Raw genomic sequence first — 24,563 nt, forward strand, 5'->3', positions numbered from 1 at the left:
ATCACTCCGCCTCGTCTTCCGCGACCCGCACCCCAACCTTCAGCACGTGATCGTTCTCTTTTTCAGCTACCGTCCACACCATCCCGGCGAACTCCACCTGGTCGCCCACCACCGGCGCCGCGCCCAGCAGCTGCTGCACCACTTCCCCGAGCGACTGCTGATGCTCGCGGAACTCCTCACCGCCGTCGAGACCGTAGATTTGCGCCACATCGGCGAAGCGGGCCTCAGCATCAAGAATGAAGTCGCCGAAAAAGCGCTGATCGAGCGCCACCGGCGGCGACTGGCTGAACATTTTGCCCAGCGCCGGCAGGTCGTGCTCCCGACCAATAACGCACAGGATATCGCCTTCCCGCAGGCGGGTGCTGCCGGTGGGGTGCAGCAGGACATTGTTGCGAAACAGCGCGGCAATCCGCGTCTCCGGTGGCATGTGCAAGTCGCGCAGCGCCGCGCCGATGCACCACTTATCGGCCCCCAGCTGGTAGACAAACTGCTCCCACGGGTTTTCCGGGTGAATATCCAGCCCGACGCGGGAGATGGGCCAGCTGATGGGCGGAACCACCACTTTGGCTTTTTTCGCCGCCCACGACAGCGAAGTGCCCTGCAGCAGCAGCGACACCAGCACCACGAAGAAGGCGACATTGAAGAACAGGCGGGCGTTGTCCAGGCCGGCCATCATCGGGAACACCGCGAGAATAATGGGCACCGCGCCGCGCAGGCCAACCCAGCTGATAAACACCCGTTCGCGCAGGTTAAAGCCGCGAAACGGCAGCAGGCCGGCAAACACCGACAGGGGCCGGGCAATGAATATCATCCACATCGACAGCAGCAGCGCCGGGATAGCGATCGGCAGCAGGTCGGAGGGCGTCACCAGCAGGCCCAGCACCAGGAACATGGCGATCTGCGCCAGCCACGCCAGGCCGTCGAAGTTCTGCAGGATGCCGTGCCGGTTGCGGATCGGCCGGTTGCCCAGCAGAAAGCCGCAGAGATAGACGGCGAGGATACCGCTGCCGTCGAGGGAGGTGGTGACGGCAAAAATCATGATCCCGCCGCTCAGCGCCAGCAGCGGATAGAGGCCGGCGGGCAGCACGATGCGGTTAATCATCTGCAGCAGCAGGTAGCCGCCGCCGAGGCCGATGGCGATCCCGAGGCCGAACTGCTGAATGATATGCACGGCGAACATCCAGCTGAGGCCGGTTTGGTGCTGCTGGATCATTTCGATCAGGGTGATGGTCAGGAAGACCGCCATCGGGTCGTTACTGCCTGACTCTATCTCCAGCGTCGAGCCGACGCGCTCGTTGAGCCCCTTGCCGCCGAGCAGCGAGAAGACCGCCGCGGCGTCGGTGGAGCCGACAATGGCGCCGATCAGCAGGCCTTCGATCAGATCCAGCTTGAACAACCAGGCCGCCATCATCCCGGTCAGCGCCGAGGTGATTAGCACCCCAACCGTCGCCAGCGACAGCGCGGGCCACAGCGCGACGCGAAAGGAGCTGGCCTGGGTGCGCATCCCGCCATCCAGCAGGATCACCGCCAGCGCCAGGTTACTCACCATATAGGCGAAGGGGTAGTTGTCGAAGGGGATGCCGCCGATGCCGTCAATGCCTGCCAGCATCCCGATGGCCAGAAAGATGACCAGAATCGGGATGCCAAGGCGCGAAGAAAAGGAGCTCAATAAGATACTGCAGGTTACTAAAACAGAACCCAGAATAAACAGACTAATGACCGCAGCGGCGTCCAATGTTCACGTACTCCCTGACTGGCGTGAAAAAATGGCTAAAAGTGACACTATTTTAACAATTCGCAGGGGATCCGCCTATGCGTTCGGGAAATTTATTCTGTCAGCACCGGATGGCCGCCGATCGTCAGGGTGGTGGCCGTCGCCTGATTCACCAGGCGCGCGCGGGCGCCCAGCGGCAGGGTCACCGTGCGCTGCTCGTGGCCAAACTCCAGTCCGCTAATCAGCGGCAGGGATAGCTGCTGGCGCAGATAATCAAAGACCTGCGGCAAATCGTATCCCGCGTCATAGTCGTTCGGCGCGCTGCCGGTGAAGCTGCCGAAGATCACCGCTTTCTGCGCCGCCAGCACGCCGCTGTGCAACAGCTGAAGCAGCATGCGCTCGACGCGGAACGGGTGCTCGTTGATATCCTCCACCACCAGGATGCCGTCGCGGATCGCCGGCAGCCACGGCGTGCCGATAAGCGAGGTCAGCATCGCCAGATTTCCCCCCCACAGGGTGCCTTCCACCCGGCAGTTCGGCCCTTCGCCCGGCCATTCGAGGGTGAATTCCGGCTGGCGTAGCGCCTGCCAGAAATGGTGCTCGGTAAACGGGTCGAGTGTCTCCGCGCCGAAGTTGCCGGCGAGCATTGGCCCGCTGAAGGTGATGACGTTGCCCATGGCCAGCAGGCCCGACTGGATAGCGGTGAAATCGCTGTGGCCGCAAATCAGCAGCGGGTCGCGCTGCTGGCGGGCAACCAGCCCCTGCCAGTCGATATGCGGCAGCAGGCGACTGGCGCCGTAGCCGCCGCGCACGGCGAGGACGATCCGGTTGCGGCCGGGCAACTGGGCCAGCTGGTTAATATCGGCCAGCCGTTCATGTTCAGTCCCGGCGAAACGCTGCTGCCGGCGGGGAATGACCTGCTGGTGGGCCACCTCGTGTCCGGCCTGCTGCAGACGCTCGACGCCGCGGGCTGCCGCCTGCTGGTTGATGCAATAACCGGATGGCGCGACCAGATAAAACTGAGACATGATAATTCCTTGCTATGAATGAAAGGGTTATGATGCCGCCTGGAATGGCGATTGTCATCTCCAGGTGGCTAACTTCAGTCCGCACCCGTCATCCTTCAGGTTGTCGGCAGGCGGGAGACGTACCGCGGCCGTCGTTCTGTAGCATGATGGCGTTTGGGTAGATAAGGATAGATGTGTGAAATTGAGATGGTTGCTTATTTTAGTCGTTTTTCTGGCCGGTTGTAGTTCGAAACATGATTACACTAACCCGCCGTGGAACCCCGAGGTCCCGGTGAAGCGGGCGATGCAGTGGATGCCGATCAGTGAAAAAGCCGGCGCCGCCTGGGGCGTGGATCCGCAGCTGATCACGGCGATCATCGCCATCGAGTCGGGTGGTAATCCTGCAGTGGTGAGTAAATCCGGCGCCGTCGGGCTGATGCAGCTCAAGCCGTCGACCTCCGGACGCGATGTCTATCGGCGGATGGGGTGGCGCAGCGAGCCGTCGGTCAGTGAGCTGAAAAACCCGGAACGTAATATCTCGATGGGGGCCGCCTATCTGAGCATTCTGGAGAACGGTCCGCTGGCGGGGATCAAAGACCCGCAGGTGATGCGCTATGCGGTGGTGGTCTCCTATGCCAACGGCGCTGGCGCGCTGCTGCGTACCTTCTCCTCGAACCGCCAGGACGCCATCGAGGAGATTAACGATCTCGACGCCGATGAGTTCTTCGAACATGTGGTGAAAAAACACCCGGCACCGCAGGCGCCGCGCTATATCTGGAAACTCCAGAAAGCGCTGGACGCCATGTAATCCCTCGTTTGGCCTCCGGTAGTCTCCCGGAGGCCACGTCCTCAGAAATCGTAGCCCACGGTGGCTATAACGCTGCGCTCTGCTCCCCAGTAACAGTTGCCGGTGCCATAGCAGCCGGAAATATACTCGCGGTCGCCGATATTGTTGGCGTTAACCTGCACATAAGCGCCTTTCAGCGTTGGCGACCAGACGCCGAGGTCGGCCCGCATCATGGCGTCCATCAGCGTGACCGACGGCAGCCGCGCGGTGTTGGCATCATCCGCCCACTGTTTACCGATGTAGCGGACGCCGGCGCCAACGGAGATCCCCGCCGGGAACTGATAGCGCGCCCAGAAGGAGGCCATCTGATCCGGGGTCAGCTGCGGCGTGTTATTGTCGGTCCCGTCTTTGGTGTCCTGGAAACGCAGACGATTCCAGGTATACGAGGCGATAGTACTCAGCTGCGGGGTGATCTGGTGGTGCGCTTCCAGCTCAACGCCCTGGGAATGGACCTTACCCGCCGGAATATAGGTGGCGGTGGCGATGTTCGGGTCGCGAGTGGCGACATCCTTTTGCGTCAGGTCGTAAATCGCGATGCTATAGAGATCGCTGCTGCCCGGCGGCTGGAACTTCAGGCCGGCTTCAACCTGTTCGGCGGTGGTCGGTTTCAACGGTTTGCCGTCCGCGCCCGGCAGCATCGCCGGGGTGATTGCCTGGCTGTAGCTCAGGTAGGGCGACAGACCGTTGTCCAGGGCGTACAACAGCGAGGCGCGGCCGCTGATATGGTCGTCTGAACGGCGGTTTGAGGTCCCCTGGGTATCGCTGACCTGCTGGGAAACGATGCGGTCGTAGCGGGCGGAAACATCCACATGCCAGCGGTTCCAGACCATCTCATCCTGCAGATACAGCCCGGTCTGGTAATAGCGGCGATTATTGTCGTCGCTGTAGGTAACGGTATGTCCGGTCTGCGCGGTATAGCCGCTAAACGGGTTAAGGGGCGCCGCGCCGCCGGCGCCGGTCCACAGGTCGTTACGGAAGCGATGATATTCGGCGCCGAGGATCAGGGTGTGCGCCAGGTCGCCTGTATTGAAATCGGCGCGCAGGCGGTTATCGGTTGACCAGCCGTCCAGCGAACCGCGCGAACCGCTGTAGCCGCGGGCCAGCATGTCGCTGTCATCTATCCAGCCGACCTGGTAAACCTGATCGAGGGAGACGTTGGTATGGGTGTAGCTCCCGGCGGAATAGACCGACCAGACGTCGGTGAACTGGTGGTCAAACTCATAGCTGTAGATCTGCTGGCGGCGCTGATAGCCATCTCCCGGATCGCCTTCGTTGGTGCTGGGGGAGAGCTTACGGCCATTGTGCGCGTAGCGGGTGCCGTCCAGCGGCAAAGAGCCGTGGTAGCCGCCGGAAGGATCTTTTTGCAGATAGGCGCGCAGCAGCAGCGAGGTGTCGCTGTCCGGCTGCCACAGCAGGGAAGGCGAAATCGCGTAGCGCTCTTCGCGGGTATGGTCATACTGCGTATCGCTGCTGCGGGTCATCCCGATCAGCCGCCATGCCCACTGGTCATTGATGGCGTCGGTGTAATCGAAGGCCGCGCCTTTGGTATTTTGCGTGCCGCCGGTCAGGCGGATGTGGCCCTGCTGACTGAACTGCGGACGTTTGGAAGTCAGGTTGACCACGCCGCCCGGCACGCTCTGCCCGTAGAGCGCGGAGGAGGGGCCGCGGATCACATCCACGCGTTCGATAAACCACGGGTCGATTTGCAGTACGTTATGGCTGCCGCCGTCGCTCATCAGGCGCATGCCGTCGAGGAACAGGTTATCGACGTCGCCGCCGTGGTAGCCGCGCAGGGAGATGGCGTCGAACCGGGTGGCGCCGCCGCCGAAGCTGGAGTAGACCCCCGGGGTATATTCCAGCGCCTGGCTGATGGTATTCGCCCCCTGATCCGCCATCTGCTGGCGGGTGACCACCGACACCGACTGGGCGGTAGTGATTAACGGCTGGTCGGTTTTCGTCGCCCCGAGCGAGGTGCTGGCGCTGTAGCCCTCCGTCGGCGCGCTGGCGGACGCCGGCGGGGTGGCAGTGACCACCACCGTCTCTTCGGCTTGCGCGGTGAAGGGGAGTGTGACCGCAAGGGCATACAGCAGCCCCGGGCGTTTTCGAGAAATAGCCACGTTCATAAGATCATCCTGAACCAACGCGGTCTGGTACTCCTGTACGCCGCCGCGTGAAAAACGAATCTGTCATTATTCGTTAAAAAGTAATGCGAATTATTATTGTTTGTATTTGTGCGATCAAGCGAAAAGGTGACCTGTTCAACGCGAGGGGGTGGGGATGTGTTTCCCGCGAGCCGCAGAATGGGTCTGCGCGGGACGGTAGTGACCAGGGAGACCGCTCCCCCCTACCGATTTTGGTAGGGGGCGGCGAAGCGTCAGGAGCCGGTCTTTTGCGGTTCCGCAGGGGCGGGGTCGTTAGCCGCGGGCGCCGCAACAGGTTTGTCCTGCGGTGAAGGGGTTGTCGCCGGACGGGTAGCGGGCAGCGCATCGCAGGGTTTCTCCTGCGGGCAGATCAGATCCAGCATCTTCAGGGTGACACCGTTGGTCCAGCCAAAGCCGTCCTGCAGCGGATATTCCCCGCCGCCGCCGCCGGTGCCGGTCGAGCTCACGTCATACTTCTCCACCAGCTTTTGCTTACTGTCATAGGTATGCTGCACGTTGGTCAGGAAGCGCCAGGTGACCTCCATGGCGATCTTCTGCTGACCATAGTTTTGCAGCCCCTCGACCGCCACCCACTGCAGCGGCGCCCAGCCGTTGGGGGCGTCCCACTGCTGGCCGCTGTTGACGGTGGTGGTGGTCAGCCCGCCGGGTTTAAGCAGGCGCGACTCGGCGGCGGCGGCCACTTTCGTCGCCCGCTCGCGTGACGCGGCATTGACGTACAGCGGGAACAGCGCCGCCGCGGTCAGCTGATTGCGCACCTTGTGGCTTTTCAGATCGTAGTCGGCGTACCATCCCTCTTTATCATTCCACAGGTATTTCTCGATGGCCTGCTGGCGGGCGTTAGCCAGCGCATCGTACTGCGTAGCGCCAGCGCTGTCCCCGGATGCCTTGCTGGCGCGGGCGAGGGTTTTCTCCAGATGGAACATCAGGGCATTGAGATCGACCGGGACAATCGAGGTGGTGCGAATGGTGGCGAGCTGCTGCGGATTGTCCATCCAGCGGGAGCTGAAATCCCAGCCGGAGGCGGCGGCGGAGCGCAGGTCGCGATAGATCTCGGTTGCCGGACGATTCGGGTTGCTTTTGGCGGTTTTGACGTCGTCAAGCCAGGACTCGGGACGCGGGGTGTCGTTATCGTCCCAGTAGCGGTTGAGCAGCGCGCCGTCCGCCATCCGCACCGCCCGTTTGTCGGCGCTGCCGGGAGCCAGCGCGTCCGCTCCGGCCATCCAGTAGCGATACTCTTTCTCCAGCTGCGGCTGGTAGGTTTTCAGCACCTGGTCGCCATCGTGCGTCGCCAGCAGGCTCACCATAAAGGAGAAGAAGGGGGGCTGCGAACGGCTGAGATAATAGGTGCGGTTGCCGTTGGGGATATGGCCCCAGGCGTCAATTTCCGCGGCGAAGTTGGCGACCATATCCTCGACTTTATCCCAGTGACCGCTTTCGGCAAGACCCAGCATCGTGAAATAGCTGTCCCAGTAATAGACTTCGCGGAAACGTCCTCCGGGCACCACGTAGGGCTTAGGCAGCGGCAGCAGCGAGTCCCATTTTTCCACCTCGACGGTGCTGCGGGTCAGGACCGGCCACAGGCCATCGATATGTTGACGCAGAGTTTGCCCTTTGGGCGGCACATAGGTGTCGTTCTCTTTCGGCAGCGTGAAGTTCAGTTCGACGAAGTGGCGCAGGTCGAAGCTGGCCTGGTTTTTTTGCATCCGGTAATCGGCAAGGATCATCAGCGGATCGCTGTTAGGGATAGCGTCGGCGAAGGTTTTCTGATCGGCAAACAGCTTCGCGCTCTGGACATCATTGAACAGCGGGCCCAGCAGAATATCCGGCGAGGGGGGCGGCGCGGTTTTGCCGTCTTCCGCCTGAGCGTTCAGGCTCATCAGGGCGATCAGAGCGCCGCCGATCGCCAGGCGCAGGGAACAGGGCAAAGCAGCGGGACGACGTGCATCAGTACTCGTCATGGGGAGTTCTCCTTATCATTATCGACTGCGGGCCACGACGTTTGGCCATCCAAAAACCTTAGACGAATATCTGCCGCTGCGCGTGTCAGGGGTAACATTTTGCGTGAAAACAGAGGATTTACCTGCCAGGTCTCCTGAGACCGCCGCGGGCTGGGCCGCCTGGCTGAGGGCGCTGGCGTCCACGATGGCGCAAAAAACGTCGCCCTGCCTCACGACGGTGCAGCCGCCGCCGGGCGCGGGCGGCTGTTTTGGTGATTTTTTGCACAACCAGACGGCGGGGCTGAACCGATTTGCACAACGCCGCGGCGGCAGAGGACCTGGCATAATTAATGCTTATCTCTTATCGGGATTACCACAAAGTGAGTACAACCGGAGGAGACGGCCATGATAAAAATAACGCTTCCTGACGGGCATTATTATGACGAGATGCTGACCGCGCAGGGTGAACAGCGGCCGCACTATAATGCCTGGTGGCAATGGTTTCGCAACACCGATCAATTCTCTATCCGGCAGAAAAAAGCGCAAGCGGAACTGCTTTTTCACCGTATCGGCATCACCTTTAACGTTTACGGCGAGGATGAGGGGACCGAGCGGCTGATCCCGTTTGATAGCGTGCCGCGGATCATACCTGCCGGGGAGTGGCAGCGCATTGACCGCGGCATACGCCAGCGGGTGAAAGCGCTGAACGCCTTCCTCTATGACATCTATCATGAGCAGAATATCCTGCGCGCGGGGCTGATCCCGGCCGAGCAGGTGCTGGCCAACGAGCAGTATCAGCCGTGCATGCAGGGCATCAACCTGCCAAACAATACCTATGCCCATATCACCGGCGTCGATATGGTGCGCAATAACGACGGTCAGTACTACGTGCTGGAGGATAATCTGCGCACGCCGTCCGGCGTCTCCTACATGCTCGAAAACCGTAAGATGATGATGCGCCTCTATCCGGAGATGTTCGAGCAGCATCATATTGCGCCGGTGGAGCGCTACCCGAGCTACCTCCTGCAGACCCTGCGCGAAAGCTCGCTGGTGGATGATCCCTGCGTCGTGGTGATGACCCCGGGTCGCTTCAACAGCGCCTACTTCGAGCACAGCTTCCTGGCGCAGCAGATGGGGGTCGAGCTGGTGGAGAGCGCCGACCTGTTTATTAAAAACGGCGCGGTGTATATGCGCACCACCGAGGGGCCGCGGCGGGTGGATGTGATTTATCGCCGCATCGACGACGCCTGGCTCGACCCGCTGGCCTTCCGCGCCGATTCGATGCTCGGCGTCCCGGGGCTGCTGTCCGTCTATCGCGCCGGCGGCGTAGTGCTGGCCAACGCCATCGGCACCGGGGTGGCTGACGACAAATCGATCTATCCGTACGTCCCGGCGATGATCCGCTTTTACCTCGGCGAACAGCCGATCCTCAGCAATATCCCCACCTGGCAGTGCCGGAAAGCGGAGGACCTGCGCTACGTGCTGAGCAATCTCGAGCTGATGGTGGTCAAGGAGGTCCATGGCGCCGGGGGCTACGGCATGCTGGTCGGCCCGCGTTCCACCAAAGAGGAGCGGGAGGCCTTCCGCCAGCGCCTGCTGGCCAATCCGGCCAACTATATCGCCCAGGACACCCTCGCGCTGTCGACCTGCCCCACCTTCGTTGATGAAGGGCTGTCGCCGCGGCATATCGATTTACGGCCCTACGTGCTGTCCGGGCAGGAGATGCGGCTGGTGCCCGGCGGCCTGACCCGCGTGGCGCTGACCGAAGGGTCGCTGGTGGTCAACTCGTCGCAGGGCGGCGGAACCAAGGATACCTGGGTGATGGAGGATGACGCATCATGCTAAGTCGTACGGCGAGTGAACTGTTCTGGATGGCCCGCTATCTCGAGCGGGCGGAGAGCTACGCCCGGGTGCTGGACGTGACCTGGAAATTATCAATGATCCCCCGCCACAGCCAGCAGTCGCGGGATCTGGCGCTACCGCTGAATTTGTCGATGACCCACGAGTTGTTTCAGGCGCGCCATGCCCGCTTTACCATGAGCAATCTGCTCAACTTTTTTGCCCTTGATGGCAACAACCCCTGCAGTATTTACAGCTGCGTGGAGATGGCGTGGAACAACGCGCACGCGGTGCGCGGCAGTCTGTCGGCCGAAGTGTGGGAGAGCATCAATGCCACCCGCATTGAACTGCGGACCCTCCGCCAGCAAGGGCTGGGCGAGCTGGGGAGCGACGGCTTTTTTGAGTGGGTGAAAGAGCGGGTGCATCTGTTTCGCGGAGCGGTGATAGGCACGCTGCTGCGCAACGACGCCCTGAGCTTTATCGGTATCGGCACCCTGATTGAGCGCGCCTTCGCCACCACCCAGCTGCTGCTGATTAAGGATCAACAGCTGACCAACGATCCGGACCCGGTGCGGGAATACTACCGGCTGGATACCCTGCTCAATGCGGTCAGCGCCCGCGAAGCCTACAACAGCCTCTACCGCCAGCCGGTCAGTCGCGAAACGGTGATGGAGCTGCTGATCCTGCGCAACGATATTCCGCGTTCGCTGCGCGCCAGCATTGCCGATCTGGTGGGCGAGCTGGAGAAGATCGCCAACGACCGCTCCTATCAACCGCTGCGCCTCGCCCATCAGCTTAACGTTGATCTGCGCTTCAGCACCCGTGACGACCTGGCGCAGGCGGACCTGCAGACCACCCTTAACGGGCTGCTGGCGAGAATTAACGCGCTGTCCGACAGCATCAGACAAACCTATCTGGAGGCCTTATGAAACTGGTCATCGATCATCTCACCCGCTATGGCTACGATGAAGAAGTGAAGTTTTCCACCCAGTATCTGCGCCTGACGCCGCGCAGTACCGCCCGGCAGACGATCACCGCCTGGACGCTGACCCTGCCGGACGGCGCGGCGGTGACCACTACCGACGGCTGGGGCAATGTGCTACATGTGCTGACGCTGGATAACCCGCACAAGGAGATCACCATCCGCGCCAGCGGGATTGTCGATATCGCCGACGAAGGGGAGGAGACGCGTGATGAAGAGGCCGAGCTGCTGTCGCCGCTGGTTTTTCTGCGCTGTACGCCGCTAACCCGCGCCGATAGGGCGATCCGTGAGTTTGCCCAGCGCCTCTATCGTCCCGATGCGGCGGAAGAGAGTCTGAATCAACTGATGGCGGATCTGCTGTTAAGAATGCCATACTCCCCCGGCGCGACCCAGGTGCAGGACTCCGCCGCCGACGCCTTCGCCCGCGCGAAGGGGGTGTGCCAGGATCATACCCATGTTTTTCTCGCCTGCTGCCGCGCGCTGGAGATCCCGGCGCGCTACGTCAGCGGCTATGTCTACAGCGATAACGCCCAGCATGTGGCGATGCATGCCTGGGCGGAAGTCTGGCTCGACGGCCGCTGGCTGTCGTTTGATATCACCAATAATACCCGTCGCCTGAATCAGCATTTACGGCTGGCGACCGGGCTGGATTATCTCGACGCCTGCCCGGTACGGGGCACCCGGCTGGGCGGCGGCGGGGAGATTATGTTAACTAACGCTGAAGTGCGCGAACACAGCCAGCAGGCGCAGCAGCAATAATACGGGAATAACCGCAATGACCTACTGTGTGGCCATGTGCCTGGCGGATGGACTGGTGTTTGCTTCCGACTCCCGCACCAATGCGGGCGTCGACCATATTGCCACTTTTAAAAAGCTGCACGTTTTCCATCAGGAGGGGGAACGGGTGCTGGTGCTGCAATCCGCCGGCAATCTGGCCACCACCCAGAGCGTGATAAGCCTGCTCAGCGCGCGCATCCGTACCCAGCAGGAGCCGAATCTGATGCAGGTCACTTCCCTCTACGACGCCGCGATGCTGATCGGTAAAACGCTGCTGGAGGTGATCCAGCGCGACAGCAGCAACCAGCAGACCTGCAGTAACACCAACTTCAACTGCAACCTGCTGCTTGGCGGCCAGATCGCCGGCGAAACCCATCGTCTGTTCCATATTTATCCGGAGGGCAATTTTATTGAAGCCACCCGCGACACGCCTTATTTCCAGATTGGCGAAAGCAAATACGGCAAACCGATCATCGATCGGGTGCTGACCATCGACACGCCGCTGGAGCAGGCGATGTGCTGCGCGTTGATCTCCATTGACTCGACGCTGCGCAGTAATCTGTCCGTCGGCCTGCCGCTGGATACGCTGCTCTACCGCAGCGGCAGCTTCAGCAGTGCCGGGCAGCATCGCATCACCGACAGCGATCCCTACTTCAACCGCATTCGCAAGGCGTGGTCCGAAGGGCTGTTGCACACCTTCCAGACTCTGCCGACCTGGACGCCAGCGGAGCGGGAAGAGGAGTAGTCGCTGTGACGCTCCGCCGGTATCGTCGGCGCGAAGGCGGGTAAGGCGCTGGAGTCCTTAAGTATCCTCGACCTGGCGGTAAAGTATCAGTGGTGTTGAGACCGACTACAGCGAGTTTCAGCAACAGCGGTAAAAAAATTAACGACAGGCAGCACGGATCGTAGGCCGGGCAAGGCGCAGCCGCCGCCCGGCACAAAAGCGACGCCGCTGTTCTTGTCCGGCCTGGGAAAGGGGCTTTCGGGCTGTACTAAGTATTTTCCTGCGTTGTATCTGAGTACGTTGCACGTCTGGCGAGGTTCTCTGCATTTAATTGTGGTGCGAAGGCCAACAGGAGGTCAGCCCGCGAACGAAACGTGATATACAACCGAAACGCAGGTTCGGTGAAACGTAATAAGAAATATGTGATACCAGGATAATTAAAGCATTCATGCCATACCGTATTCTGTTGTAACTGAGGAGAATATGTTGCAGGAGGCAGTATGAATAATGAAAATACGTATGGCTACGTATATATACTGGTATCAGATAAAACACCGTATATTAAAATTGGTGGCACGGATTATTTGCCAGAGAAGCGGTGTAAGGAGATTAATACCCAGCCACCCTATTGTTTATATGCCCCATGGCGGGTAGCAGACTACCGTAGCGTACCTGACTGGCATAATGTCGAAACCTGGCTGCACTATCTTTTTCGCGATTCTCGCGTGCGGACTATTGCAAATCAGAAAGAGCTATTTAATGTCACGCCTGAACTGGCTGCCCATCATCTTGCCAGCCTTGATCAACAACCGTTGACGACTAAACCTAAAATCGACCGACTTTTTCATCACCAGGGGTTGAGAGATTACCTGGTAAAACTATTCGCTATCGCCGGTTGTGAGAAATGGCGACATAAAGAAGGGGTTTGGGTGTTTAGTCTATTCCCAGGGGCGCATAGCGGATGGTCCCGGTATTTTACGCTTAGTATCCATAGCCACGAAGTCGCTTTTTCAACGCGGTCCCGCGATTGTCAAATTCATATGTTATTAGCAGATGAGCTTATCATGGACTATCCCGATATTGTTCAGTGGGTAACGGACCATAAAGGAGGGTTTGAAAAACCAATTTATAAAACAGCCTTATCGCACGCGCAGCAAATCTGGTTTGAGGGTGAGTTTGAAGTGGGTCTTCAGTTACTCTCGTTCCCTGAAGTCCAGCAGGCTGTTGCCACCTACTGGGACCGCGCATTAACAAAATACGATTATAGTCTTCAGGCGAAGTATCATAACCGGATGGCAGTTGAGGAGATCTTCAAACAGTTACAAGTACAACGGCAGCGAGAATCGAGCGCAATGTAAACACCGCCAACCTGTTGCGCCATGGACGGTATTCTCTTTGTCCTGCTGAACACAAACGCGCTTTTTGGCAAAGCTAAGTCAATTAAATACTTTGTTATTTAACGTGTTATCTCACATCTTCGGTGGGAATGAGGCAACACGGCAAGGTATCGGAAGTGACGGAAAAGAAGACGGCTGTCTATGTGGATGACCAACAGCGCATCCTGATCCGCCAGCTGGCGCGCGGCTGGCTGTGGCGCAGCGAGCTGCCGACCTGGCTGCTGATTGTGACGGTTTACGGCGGCTGGTTTGCCTGCGTGGCGGGCTGGCGGACGCTGGGACTGTTTCCGGCCACGCTGCTGTTGATCTGGTTTACCGCCTGGTATATGTCCTTACAGCATGAGCTGATCCATGGGCATCCCACCCGGCTGGCATGGTTTAACCAGCTGTTGGGGACGCTGCCGCTGGCGGTCTGGTATCCCTATGGCGTCTACCGCGACAGCCACCTGGCGCACCATCGCAACCATCTGCTGACGCACCCTGAGGATGACCCCGAATCGTACTACGTAACGGCGGAAAGCTGGCAGCGCTTCTCAGCCTGGCAGCGCCGCCTTATCCACCTGCGCAACACCTTCTGGGGGCGTCTGCTGCTGGCGCCGATGATGGATATTATTCACACCCTGAACAGCGCGCTGTGGGCTTTCCGCGAGGGCGACCGCCGCGCTATCGCCATGTGGAGTCTGCATCTGTTGCTGCTGACGGGCCTGCTGACCTGGATGGCGGCGCAGGGTTTTTCTCCGCTGTGGTTTGTGCTGGCGGTGAGCTACCCGGCGCTGGCCCTGACCAAAGTACGCTCTTTTCTCGAACACCGCGCCGCGGATGACCCGCTGGCCCGCTCGGTGATCAACGAGGCCGGGCTCCCCTGGCGGGTGCTGTTCCTCAATCTCAACTACCATGCGGTGCATCATGATCTGCCAGGGGTCCCCTGGTACGCTTTGCGTCAACTGTATCTGCATCGCCAGGCGGCGTATCTGCAGCGTAATCAGGGGTTCCTGGTGCGCGGGTACGGCGAGTGGCGACGCCATTTTAGCCGCCGGGCGGTGGCGGTGAACGCCCATCCGGGCTTTGGCGAGCAGGCGCAGGCGGGAGGAGAACATGGCTGAACGCATGACCTTTCCGATGTATGCCATCCACCGTCAACAGACCCAGGCCCTGTGGCAGGCGGTGCAGTCGCTGCTGGACGAACGCGGCGTGATGGTGGCGGGGGACCCTCCGGCGGCTGACCCCGGGGATCTGCTGGCTCACTGGCGCCAGCCGACGCTGTTGCTGAGCCAGACCTGTGGCTACCCGCTGGTGACCCAATTGCCGGAGGTGCAGACGGTGGGCTGCTTCCACTACGCTGCGCCCGGTTGCGAAGGGCGCCGCTATCGCAGCCTGCTGGTGGTCCGCGAAGCGGATAGTCACCGGATGCTGGGGGACTTTTTTGGCCGTCGGGCGGTGTGCAATGCCGAGCACTCGCAGTCCGGCTACAACGTACTGCGTAAAATGGTCGCGCCGCTCTCCCGGGAGGGGCGTTTTTTTTCAGCGGTGATGTTCAGCGGCAGCCATCGGCAGTCGCTGCGTGAGCTGCAGCAGGAAAACGCCGATATCGCCGCCATCGACTGCGTGACCTACGCGCTGCTGCAGCGCCATCAGCCGCAGGCTCTGGCTGGCCTGGTGGCGATCGGCTGGAGCCCGGCCGCGCCAGGGCTGCCGCTGATCACCGCCGGCGCCACCCCGGCGGCGACGCTGAATAGCCTGCGCGAGGCGCTCCAGCAGCTGGTAAGCGATGATCGCTATCGTTCCCTGTGCGACGCCTTGCTGATCTGCGGCTATAGCGATATGTCGCGGGAGGCCTATGCGCCGCTGCTGGCGTGGCGGGATGAGGCCGCGGCGCTGGGGGTCAGCCAGCTATAGGCGAAATGCCTGGGCCAGCGATCTGCGCCGGGGCGGGCTATAGCGGCTGGTCCCACGGCTGGGCGCTGAGATCCATTCGCAGATAGGAAGAGAGCAGGTCGACAGCCAGCTGGTCGCTCATCAGCTGCTCGTTAAGCTGCTGGCGCAGCCGCGGGATCATCTCTTCACGATAGGCCGGGTCGTTGTTTTATGGATTTGTGATCGGCAACACAAATGACTCTCCAATGGCCGTCGTAAAAGATAAATTACCAGGGTTGATTTTAATCAAAGTATGACCAACTGCGCTATGGCGGAAAAAAGATCGCTGCCTATCGCGACCCAAAAGAAAAATTGTGAATTTAATGTTTCTTTGGTGTAAATAATGACCGTGCATTTTCCCCAACCGCCGGGGATAAAATGTGATGCCCGACCGGCTTGTCGTTAAATAATGGCGTTTATTACGTCTGCTTTTTATTCTTTACAGCATTAATTTAATTTTCGGCTTTCTTCTCACCCTGATAGCGCGGGTCGAATAACGTACAAAAGGCGTATTTTTTATCGCCATTTCGCCGTCGATGTTATCGCCATCAATTATTTTTATCCCCGCATTCGGCCACGGCAAAAGGCGCGCAAATAGCGTTCATGATGCTTTTAATATATTGATTTTACTTTACTTATTCTGGCTCGTGGATCCTGCTTATCCGCCGCGGCGGAGCCTTTGTGAGAGCTCTCACATAACCCGGCAATTGCGATTTGTTACACTTTCCGCCGTCAACAAAGGAATGAAAGTGAGACGTGATGAATACTTTTTCTCTGCCTAAAACACAGCATCTGGTAGTTTTCCAGGAAGTGATCCGCAGCGGGTCAATCGGGGCCGGAGCAAAAGCGTTAGGACTCACTCAGCCGGCGGTCAGTAAAATTATTGGCGACATGGAGAGTTATTTTGGCAGCGAATTAATCGTCCGGCGAAATACCGGCGTCTCGCTCACCGAGGCCGGGCAGGTATTTCTCAACTGGTCAGAAGCGATCACCCGTGAAATGAAAAATATGGTCAATGAAATGAATGCTCTGACCAACAGCGCGGTGGTGGATGTCTCCTTTGGTTTCCCTTCGCTGGTCGGGTTTACCTTTATGTCGGAGATGGTGCATCAGTTTAAAATGACTTTCCCCAAGGCGCGGGTCTCGATGTATGAGGCGCAGCTCTCCGCCTTTTTGCCGGCAATCCGCGACGGGCGCCTCGACTTCGCCATCGGGACGCTGAGCGATGAGATGAAACTGCAGGACCTGCACGTCGAGCCGCTGTTTGAGTCTGAGTTTGTGCTGGTGGCGAACCGGGCGCGGATCGGCAACGGCACCGTCCGCCTGGCCTCGCTCCAGCACGAGCAGTGGGTGCTGCCGGAGACCAATATGGGCTACTACAGCGAACTGCTGACCACCCTGCAGCGCAGCGGTATCCGCCGTGAAAATATCGTTAATACCGATTCGGTGGTGACGATCTATAACCTGGTGCTCAATGCCGATTTTCTGACGGTGATCCCCTGCGACATGACCACGCCGTTTGGCTCGAGCCAGTTTGTCACCATCCCCATTAAAGAGGCCTTGCCGGTGGCGCGCTATGCGGCGGTATGGTCGAAAAATTACCGGTTAAAAACCGCCGCGGCGTCGCTGGTGGAGATGGCGAAACACTATTCCTCGGGGCAGGGCAACCGCCACTGGCAGCCATTACAAATTATTGCGTAACTGAAAGTCGTTAAATAATCCAACACACGTCCTCGCTGTTATCAGCAGGATGACGCCCGGTCATTGACTTTATATTAAGATACAGAGGCCATAATGCATATTACCTACGATCTTCCGGTATCTATTGACGATATTCTCGAAGCGAAACAACGCCTCGCGGGAAAAATATATAAAACAGGCATGCCCCGTTCGAATTATTTTAGCGAGCGCTGCCAGGGCGAAATATTTCTTAAATTCGAAAATATGCAGCGCACGGGTTCATTTAAAATTCGCGGCGCCTTTAATAAACTGTGCGGTTTAACCGCGGCGGAAAAACGCAAAGGGGTGGTGGCCTGCTCAGCGGGCAACCACGCCCAGGGCGTCTCGCTCTCCTGCGCCATGCTCGGCATCGACGGGAAAGTGGTGATGCCGAAAGGGGCGCCGAAATCGAAAGTTGCCGCCACCTGTGATTATTCGGCGGAAGTGGTGCTACATGGCGATAATTTTAACGATACCCTCGCCAAAGCCAGCGATATTGTTGAACTTGAGGGCCGCATTTTTATTCCCCCCTATGACGACCCGCAGGTTATCGCCGGGCAGGGGACGATTGGACTCGAAATATTAGAAGATCTGTATGACGTGGATAATGTCATCGTGCCCATTGGCGGCGGCGGCTTAATTGCCGGTATCGCGATTGCGATTAAATCCATTAACCCGACAATCCGCATTATCGGCGTGCAGTCGGAGAATGTTCACGGTATGGCCGCCTCCTGGTATGCCGGGGAAATCACCAGCCATCGCCACGCCGGCACCTTAGCCGATGGTTGCGACGTCGCCCGCCCGGGGAAACTGACCTATGAAATCGCCCGCCAGCTGGTGGATGACATCGTCCTGGTGAGTGAGGATGACATTCGCCAGAGCATGGTCGCCTTAATTCAGCGCAATAAAGTGATCACCGAAGGGGCCGGGGCGTTAGCCTGCGCCGCGTTATTAAGCGGCAAACTCGACAGCTATATCCAGAACCGCAAAACGGTCAGCCTGATTTCCGGGGGCAATATCGATCTCTCCCGGGTATCGCAAATTACCGGTTTTGTGGACGCTTAATTCAATACATAAGTGAGGACAGGATATGAGTACGACTGAGAGCATTGCATCCAGCCAGACAAGCCTTTCGTCCTGGCGTAAATCTGACACCACCTGGACCCTGGGCCTGTTTGGCACCGCTATCGGCGCCGGGGTGCTGTTTTTCCCGATCCGCGCCGGCTTCGGCGGGCTGATCCCGATCCTGGTGATGCTGGTGCTGGCCTATCCCATCGCCTTTTATTGCCATCGGGCCCTGGCCCGGCTATGCCTGTCGGGGGCTAACCCCTCCGGCAATATCACCGAAACGGTGGAAGAGCATTTTGGCAAAACCGGCGGGGTGGTGATCACCTTTCTGTACTTCTTCGCCATCTGCCCGCTGCTGTGGATTTATGGCGTCACGATCACCAATACCTTTATGACTTTCTGGGAGAACCAGCTGCAGATGCCGGCTCTCAACCGCGGGGTGGTGGCGCTGCTCCTGCTGCTGCTGATGGCGTTTGTCATCTGGTTTGGTAAAGACCTGATGGTCAAGGTGATGAGCTATCTGGTGTGGCCGTTTATCGCCAGCCTGGTGGTGATCTCCCTGTCCCTGATCCCCTACTGGAATAGCGCAGTGATTGACCAGGTCAACCTCAGCGATATCGCCTTAACCGGTCACGACGGCATTCTGGTGACGGTATGGCTGGGCATCTCCATCATGGTGTTCTCCTTCAACTTCTCGCCGATCGTCTCCTCGTTTGTGGTCTCCAAACGCGAAGAGTATGAAGCGCAGTTTGGCCGCGAGTATACCGAACGCAAATGCTCACAGATCATCTCCCGGGCCAGCATGCTGATGGTGGCGGTGGTGATGTTCTTCGCCTTCAGCTGCCTGTTTACCCTCTCACCGCAGAACATGGCGGACGCCAAGGCGCAGAATATCCCGGTGCTCTCCTATCTGGCGAACCACTTTGCCTCGATGTCGGGCACCAAATCCACCTTTGCCACCCTGCTGGAGTATGGCGCGTCGATCATCGCCCTGGTGGCCATCTTCAAATCGTTTTTCGGCCACTATCTCGGCACGCTCGAGGGGCTGAACGGTCTGATCCTGCGCTTCGGCTATAAAGGGGATAAAACCCGGGTCTCCAGCGGCAAGCTCAATACCCTGAGCATGGTGTTCATCATGGGATCGACCTGGGTGGTGGCGTATGCCAACCCCAATATCCTCGACCTGATTGAGGCCATGGGCGCGCCGATTATCGCCTCGCTGCTGTGCCTGCTGCCGATGTACGCCATTCGTAAAGCGCCTTCGCTGGCCAAATACCGTGGCCGTCTCGACAACCTCTTTGTGACCGCTATCGGTCTGCTGACCATCCTCAACATTGCTTACAAACTGTTCTAATCCGGCTCAGGCCACGCGGAGTACAACATGACTGAATTTCCGGTAGTACTGGTGATTAACTGCGGCTCGTCGTCGATCAAATTTTCCGTCCTGGACGCCGCAAGCTGCGACTGCCTGCTCAACGGCGTGGCCGAGGGCATCAACGCGGAACGGGCGTCTCTCTCGCTCAACGGCGGCGAGTCGGTGGCGCTGGCGCAGCGCGGCTACGAAGGCGCCCTGCAGGCGATTGCCGGAGCATTAGCCCAACGCGACCTCATCGACAGCGTGGCCCTGATTGGCCACCGCGTCGCCCACGGCGGCGACCTGTTCACCGAGTCGGTCATTATTAGCGAGGAGGTTATCAATAACATTCGCCAGGTATCGTCCCTGGCCCCGCTGCATAACTACGCCAGTCTCAGCGGCATCGCCTCGGCGCAGCGGCTGTTCCCGGAGGTGATGCAGGTGGCGGTCTTTGATACCAGCTTTCACCAGACCCTGGCCCCGGAAGCTTTTCTCTATGGTCTGCCGTGGGAGTATTACCAGAATCTCGGGGTACGCCGCTACGGTTTCCACGGCACCTCGCACCGCTATGTGTCCCAGCGCGCCCTGGCGCTGCTCGGGTTGCCGGAGCAGGAGAGCGGCCTGGTGATCGCCCACCTGGGCAATGGCGCCTCGATCTGCGCGGTGCGTAACGGCCGCAGCGTGGACACCTCGATGGGGATGACGCCGCTGGAGGGGCTGATGATGGGCACCCGCAGCGGTGATGTCGACTTCGGCGCCATGGCGTGGATTGCCGCGGAAACCCGGCAGACCCTCAGCGACCTGGAGCGGGTGGCCAACACCGCCTCCGGCCTGCTGGGGATCTCCGGTCTTTCCTCCGACCTGCGGGTGCTGGAGCAGGCGTGGCATGAGGGCCATGCCCGCGCCCGCCTGGCGATTAAAACCTTTGTCCATCGTATCGCCCGCCATATTGCCGGCCACGCCGCGGCGCTGCAGCGTCTCGACGGCATTATTTTCACCGGCGGGATTGGCGAGAACTCGGTGCTGATCCGTCGACTGGTGAGCGAGCGGCTGGCGGTCTTTGGCCTTGCGATGGACGCCGCCCGCAATCAGCAGCCCAATTCGGCCGGCGAGCGCCTGATCTCCGCCGACGGCAGCCGGGTGCGCTGCGCGGTTATTCCTACCAATGAAGAGCGCATGATTGCCCTCGATGCGATCCGCTTAGGCCGGATCCACACCGCGGCGGCGCTGGCCTGACTTTTTATTCTGTAGAGAGACGATGTTCATGAAAGTAGATATCGATACCCAGGATGTACGATACGCCGACGCCTGGCTGGGCTTTCGCGGTACGGCGTGGCAAACGCAGATCGACGTTCGCGACTTTATTCAGCATAACTACACCCCTTACGAGGGCGATGAGTCTTTCCTCGCCGACGCGACGCCAGCGACCACCGCCCTCTGGGAGCAGGTGATGGCCGGGATCCGCGTCGAGAACGCCACCCATGCGCCGGTGGATTTCGACACCAATGTCGCCACCTCCATCACCGCCCACGCGGCGGGCTATATCAACCAGCCGCTGGAAAAGATCGTCGGCCTGCAAACGGACCAGCCGCTGAAGCGCGCCCTGCATCCTTTTGGCGGCATCAAGATGATCAAAAGCGCCTTCGAGGCCTATGGTCGCGAAATGGATCCTGACTTTGAGTATCAGTTTACGGCGCTGCGTAAGACCCACAATCAGGGCGTTTTTGACGTCTATTCCCCGGATATGCTGCGCTGCCGCAAATCCGGGGTGCTGACCGGGCTACCGGACGGCTATGGCCGCGGACGGATCATCGGCGATTACCGCCGCGTGGCGCTGTACGGCATTCGCTACCTGGTCCGCGAACGTGAGCTGCAGTTTGCCGACCTGCAGCCGGCCCTTGAGCGCGGCGAGGCGCTGGAGGCCACCCTGCGCCTGCGCGAAGAGCTGGCCGAACAGCGGCGCGCGCTGCTGCAGATGCAGGAGATGGCGGCCCGCTACGGCTGCGATATCGCCCACCCGGCGCGCACTGCCCGGGAGGCGGTGCAGTGGCTCTACTTCGCCTACCTGGCGGCGGTGAAGTCGCAGAACGGCGGCGCCATGTCGCTGGGGCGCACGGCCACCTTCCTCGACATCTATATCGAACGCGATCTGCGCGCCGGTTTATTAAATGAGGTGCAGGCCCAGGAGCTCATTGACCACTTCATCATGAAGATCCGCATGGTGCGTTTCCTGCGCACCCCGGAATTTGATTCGCTGTTCTCCGGGGATCCCATCTGGGCGACGGAGGTGCTGGGCGGCATGGGGCTGGATGGTCGCACCCTGGTCAGCAAAACCACCTTCCGCTATCTGCATACTCTGCATACCATGGGCCCGGCGCCGGAGCCGAACCTGACCGTGCTCTGGTCGCAAGCGCTGCCGGCGGCGTTTAAAAAATATGCCGCCCGGGTCTCTATCGCCACCTCGTCGCTGCAGTATGAGAACGACGATCTGATGCGCAGCGATTTTCACAGCGACGACTACGCCATCGCCTGCTGCGTCAGCCCGATGGTGATCGGCAAGCAGATGCAGTTCTTCGGCGCCCGCGCCAATCTCGCCAAAACGCTGCTCTACGCGATTAACGGCGGGGTGGATGAGAAACTGAAGATTCAGGTGGGGCCGAAAACCGCACCGTTGCGCGATGAGGTGCTGGACTACGACACCGTGATGGCCAGCCTCGACCACTTTATGGACTGGCTGGCGGTGCAGTACATCAGCGCGCTGAACATCATCCATTGCATGCATGATAAGTACAGCTACGAGGCGGCGCTGATGGCCCTGCACGACCGCGACGTCTACCGCACGATGGCCTGCGGCATCGCCGGCCTGTCGGTAGCGGCGGATTCGTTGTCGGCGATAAAGTACGCCCGGGTGAAGCCGGTGCGCGATCACCACGGGCTGGCGGTGGACTTTGTCATTGAAGGCGACTATCCGCAGTACGGCAACAACGACGATCGGGTCGATGCCATCGCCTGCGACCTGGTGGAGCGCTTTATGCGCAAAATTCAGGCGCTCCCCACCTGGCGTCAGGCGGTGCCGACCCAGTCGATCCTGACCATCACCTCCAACGTGGTATACGGCCAGAAAACCGGCAACACCCCGGACGGACGTCGGGCGGGGACGCCGTTCGCTCCGGGGGCCAATCCGATGCATGGCCGCGACCGGAAAGGGGCGGTGGCGTCGCTGACCTCGGTGGCGAAACTGCCGTTTACCTACGCCAAAGATGGCATCTCGTATACCTTCTCCATCGTGCCGGCGGCGCTCGGCAAAGCCCCGTCAGCGCAGGAAAACAACCTGGTGGGCCTGCTGGACGGCTACTTCCACCACGAGGAGACGGTGGAGGGGGGACAGCATCTCAACGTCAATGTGCTGAACCGGGAAAAGCTGCTCGATGCGATAGAACACCCGGAGCAGTATCCGAATCTGACGATCCGCGTCTCCGGCTATGCGGTCCGCTTTAACGCGCTGACCCGCGAACAGCAGCAGGATGTGATCTCCCGAACGTTCACCAGTCAACTCTGAGCGGCCACCGGGTCACAGGAGAGCCTTTAACGGGCTCTCCTGTTATCATCTTCACATTACCGCAACAAAATAATCACCACTGTTGATCATATTCGCATTTTTGCACCACGCTGGCGCGCAGCGACCGCTAACTGCATCTATGTTTAGCTCACGGGCCGGTACGGATACCGCGTTGTCCGGCTCGCCACGTGATGGCAACCGATCTCCTGACCTGAAAGGGAATGCGCCCTTGCCGATGCGGCACGGGTTGCCGTCGCGTGCGTACCGACCGGGGCGACTGTTCTCCGGTGTTCCACTCCTTCCTGGCGGGATTTTTGCTTCTTCCACCCTGGCCGTCCTGGCGCTGCGCCAACGTCGGCACCACACGGTAAGTGATATTTTCTGCGTCATTTCATGACGCCAGGCTTTACATCGCTGAGGAATATCCGAATGTCTTTGAAACTGAAAACAATGACGCTTCATGTTGTGATAGCAGGTTGTATGAGCATGGCCTTTTACGCCCAGGCAGACTTGAAGATCGGCGTCGCCGGCCCCTTTACCGGACCCAACGCCACCTACGGCGCCCAGTACTGGAAAGGGGCCTCGCAGGCGGTGGCTGATATCAATGCCGCCGGCGGCATCAAAGGCGAAAAGATTGTGCTGGTGCAGGGGGATGACGCGTGCGAACCGAAGCAGGCGGTGGCGGTGGCCAACCGGCTGGTGGATGAAGCGAAAGTCTCCGCCGTGGTGGGGCACTTTTGCTCTTCCTCAACGATGCCGGCCTCCGAGGTATATGACGAAGCCGGGATCCTGACCATTACCCCCGGCTCGACCAACCCGCAGATCACCGAGCGCGGCATGAAAGATCTCTTCCGCATGTGTGGTCGTGACGATCAGCAGGGGGCGATCGCCGCCAACTATATGCTGGACGTGCTGAAGGCGAAGAAAATCGCCGTCATCCACGATAAAGACACCTATGGTCAGGGGCTGGCCGATGCCACCCGCGCGGCGCTGGCGAAGCGGGGTACCAAAGAAGTGTTGTACGAAGGCCTTTCCCGCGGTGAAAAAGACTTTAACGCCCTGGTGACCAAGATCGGCGCCCTCAAGCCGGACGTGGTCTACTTTGGCGGCTGCCATCCGGAAGCGGGCCCGCTGGTGCGCCAGATGCGCGAGCAGGGGGTGCAGGCCAAATTCTTCTCCGGCGACTGTATCGTCACCGAGGAGCTGGTCACGGCCGCCGGCGGGCCGCAGTTCACCAACGGCGTGCTGATGACCTTTGGTCAGGATCCGCGCACCCTCCCGGACGGCAAAGCGGTGATCGAGAAGTTCCGCGCCAGCGGCTTTGAGCCGGAAGGTTATACCCTCTACGCCTACGCCTCTATTCAGGCTATCGCCGCGGCCTGGAACGCCGTCGGTACCGATAACGCCAAAGCCAGCGACTGGCTGAAGAGCCACGACGTCGAGACGGTGATGGGCAAGAAAGCCTGGGATGGCAAAGGCGACCTCAAGGTGTCCGACTACGTGGTCTATCAGTGGGACGACAAGGGCAAATATCACCAGCTCTGATCGGCCACGACCTGAGGA

General features: G+C 59.8%; 21 protein-coding genes and 1 pseudogene. 15 read left to right on the forward strand and 7 right to left on the reverse strand.

All coding sequences use genetic code 11. The annotated features are described in order from the left end of the window. Window position 1: 1 nt before the first annotated feature. Window positions 2-1,735, reverse strand: a complete 1,734-nt coding sequence (locus KHQ26_RS00300; RefSeq protein WP_002910885.1) for a potassium/proton antiporter — start codon at window positions 1,733-1,735, stop codon at window positions 2-4. Between the two features lie 92 nt (window positions 1,736-1,827). After that, entirely contained in the window at window positions 1,828-2,742 is a 915-nt protein-coding gene (gene ldcA, locus KHQ26_RS00305) for a muramoyltetrapeptide carboxypeptidase (protein ID WP_020804897.1), read from the reverse strand. Window positions 2,743-2,917: 175 nt separating this feature from the next. Here ldcA and emtA point away from each other — a divergent pair, with 175 nt between their 5' ends. Further along, window positions 2,918-3,529, forward strand: coding sequence for a membrane-bound lytic murein transglycosylase EmtA (emtA, locus tag KHQ26_RS00310; protein ID WP_040173980.1), 612 nt, complete (start codon window positions 2,918-2,920; stop codon window positions 3,527-3,529). A gap of 41 nt (window positions 3,530-3,570) precedes the next feature. Here the strand turns inward: emtA and KHQ26_RS00315 are convergent, their stop codons facing one another. Together KHQ26_RS00315 and KHQ26_RS00320 are read right to left on the reverse strand one after the other, a co-directional pair. After that, complete coding sequence (locus KHQ26_RS00315; RefSeq protein ID WP_004175467.1) at window positions 3,571-5,691, reverse strand: TonB-dependent siderophore receptor; 2,121 nt, start codon at window positions 5,689-5,691, stop codon at window positions 3,571-3,573. Window positions 5,692-5,942: 251 nt separating this feature from the next. Beyond that, window positions 5,943-7,688: an alpha,alpha-trehalase gene (locus KHQ26_RS00320; RefSeq protein ID WP_004211063.1), complete on the reverse strand. Its 1,746-nt coding sequence runs from the start codon at window positions 7,686-7,688 to the stop codon at window positions 5,943-5,945. Window positions 7,689-7,872: 184 nt separating this feature from the next. Here KHQ26_RS00320 and KHQ26_RS25915 point away from each other — a divergent pair. From KHQ26_RS25915 to KHQ26_RS00360, 8 genes and pseudogenes are all read left to right on the forward strand, one after another. Continuing rightward, window positions 7,873-8,001 (forward strand): annotated as a pseudogene (locus KHQ26_RS25915) (biopolymer transporter TonB); the annotation flags it as partial. Between the two features lie 71 nt (window positions 8,002-8,072). Next, complete coding sequence (locus KHQ26_RS00330; RefSeq protein ID WP_032410384.1) at window positions 8,073-9,512, forward strand: circularly permuted type 2 ATP-grasp protein; 1,440 nt, start codon at window positions 8,073-8,075, stop codon at window positions 9,510-9,512. Continuing rightward, window positions 9,506-10,435, forward strand: a complete 930-nt coding sequence (locus KHQ26_RS00335; protein WP_002910835.1) for an alpha-E domain-containing protein — start codon at window positions 9,506-9,508, stop codon at window positions 10,433-10,435. Before KHQ26_RS00330 ends, KHQ26_RS00335 begins: the two co-directional genes overlap by 7 nt. After that, a complete protein-coding gene (locus KHQ26_RS00340) occupies window positions 10,432-11,247 on the forward strand; it encodes a transglutaminase family protein (protein WP_021312750.1) in 816 nt (271 codons plus the stop codon). The genes KHQ26_RS00335 and KHQ26_RS00340 overlap by 4 nt, the downstream gene beginning before the upstream one ends. A 16-nt stretch (window positions 11,248-11,263) precedes the next feature. After that, the gene (locus tag KHQ26_RS00345) at window positions 11,264-12,010 is read left to right on the forward strand and encodes a proteasome-type protease (protein ID WP_002910830.1); all 747 of its coding nucleotides are present in this window, start codon (window positions 11,264-11,266) and stop codon (window positions 12,008-12,010) included. Between the two features lie 479 nt (window positions 12,011-12,489). Next, window positions 12,490-13,347, forward strand: a complete 858-nt coding sequence (locus tag KHQ26_RS00350) for a GIY-YIG nuclease family protein (protein ID WP_014343226.1) — start codon at window positions 12,490-12,492, stop codon at window positions 13,345-13,347. 155 nt (window positions 13,348-13,502) lie between these two features. Further along, complete coding sequence (locus KHQ26_RS00355) at window positions 13,503-14,489, forward strand: fatty acid desaturase (protein ID WP_026008344.1); 987 nt, start codon at window positions 13,503-13,505, stop codon at window positions 14,487-14,489. After that, on the forward strand, window positions 14,482-15,282 hold the full coding sequence (locus KHQ26_RS00360) for a phosphate/phosphite/phosphonate ABC transporter substrate-binding protein (protein WP_004189318.1): 801 nt from the start codon (window positions 14,482-14,484) through the stop codon (window positions 15,280-15,282). Before KHQ26_RS00355 ends, KHQ26_RS00360 begins: the two co-directional genes overlap by 8 nt. A gap of 37 nt (window positions 15,283-15,319) precedes the next feature. Here the strand turns inward: KHQ26_RS00360 and KHQ26_RS00365 are convergent, their stop codons facing one another. Next, window positions 15,320-15,442, reverse strand: coding sequence for a nitrilotriacetate monooxygenase (locus KHQ26_RS00365; RefSeq protein WP_004145488.1), 123 nt, complete (start codon window positions 15,440-15,442; stop codon window positions 15,320-15,322). A gap of 297 nt (window positions 15,443-15,739) precedes the next feature. Then, window positions 15,740-15,883: a hypothetical protein gene (locus tag KHQ26_RS00370; protein ID WP_004219597.1), complete on the reverse strand. Its 144-nt coding sequence runs from the start codon at window positions 15,881-15,883 to the stop codon at window positions 15,740-15,742. 176 nt (window positions 15,884-16,059) lie between these two features. Between KHQ26_RS00370 and tdcA the strand changes: the two genes are divergently transcribed. The 5 genes from tdcA (at window position 16,060) to pflB (ending at window position 23,000) form a co-directional block, all read left to right on the forward strand. After that, on the forward strand, window positions 16,060-17,001 hold the full coding sequence (gene tdcA / locus KHQ26_RS00375; RefSeq protein WP_002910764.1) for a transcriptional regulator TdcA: 942 nt from the start codon (window positions 16,060-16,062) through the stop codon (window positions 16,999-17,001). A 93-nt stretch (window positions 17,002-17,094) separates the two neighbouring features. Next, on the forward strand, window positions 17,095-18,084 hold the full coding sequence (gene tdcB, locus KHQ26_RS00380) for a bifunctional threonine ammonia-lyase/L-serine ammonia-lyase TdcB (protein WP_002910762.1): 990 nt from the start codon (window positions 17,095-17,097) through the stop codon (window positions 18,082-18,084). Window positions 18,085-18,109: 25 nt separating this feature from the next. Next, complete coding sequence (gene tdcC, locus KHQ26_RS00385; RefSeq protein ID WP_004145486.1) at window positions 18,110-19,441, forward strand: threonine/serine transporter TdcC; 1,332 nt, start codon at window positions 18,110-18,112, stop codon at window positions 19,439-19,441. Between the two features lie 27 nt (window positions 19,442-19,468). Continuing rightward, window positions 19,469-20,677 (forward strand): propionate kinase, encoded by a 1,209-nt coding sequence (tdcD, locus tag KHQ26_RS00390; protein WP_020804920.1) that lies wholly within the window; start codon window positions 19,469-19,471, stop codon window positions 20,675-20,677. Window positions 20,678-20,705: 28 nt separating this feature from the next. Next, window positions 20,706-23,000 carry a formate C-acetyltransferase gene (pflB, locus tag KHQ26_RS00395; RefSeq protein ID WP_020804899.1) on the forward strand — a complete coding sequence of 765 codons (2,295 nt, stop codon included), beginning with the start codon at window positions 20,706-20,708 and terminating at the stop codon, window positions 22,998-23,000. A gap of 51 nt (window positions 23,001-23,051) precedes the next feature. On the opposite strand, the gene KHQ26_RS00400 is transcribed toward pflB, so the two are convergent. Further along, the gene (locus tag KHQ26_RS00400; protein WP_004225356.1) at window positions 23,052-23,198 is read right to left on the reverse strand and encodes a hypothetical protein; all 147 of its coding nucleotides are present in this window, start codon (window positions 23,196-23,198) and stop codon (window positions 23,052-23,054) included. A gap of 288 nt (window positions 23,199-23,486) precedes the next feature. Between KHQ26_RS00400 and KHQ26_RS00405 the strand changes: the two genes are divergently transcribed. Then, complete coding sequence (locus KHQ26_RS00405) at window positions 23,487-24,545, forward strand: branched-chain amino acid ABC transporter substrate-binding protein (RefSeq protein WP_029496916.1); 1,059 nt, start codon at window positions 23,487-23,489, stop codon at window positions 24,543-24,545. Window positions 24,546-24,563: the final 18 nt, after the last annotated feature.

Origin of the sequence: Klebsiella sp. 10 (assembly GCF_018223925.1) — a bacterium.
Taxonomy (GTDB): domain Bacteria; phylum Pseudomonadota; class Gammaproteobacteria; order Enterobacterales; family Enterobacteriaceae; genus Klebsiella; species Klebsiella pneumoniae.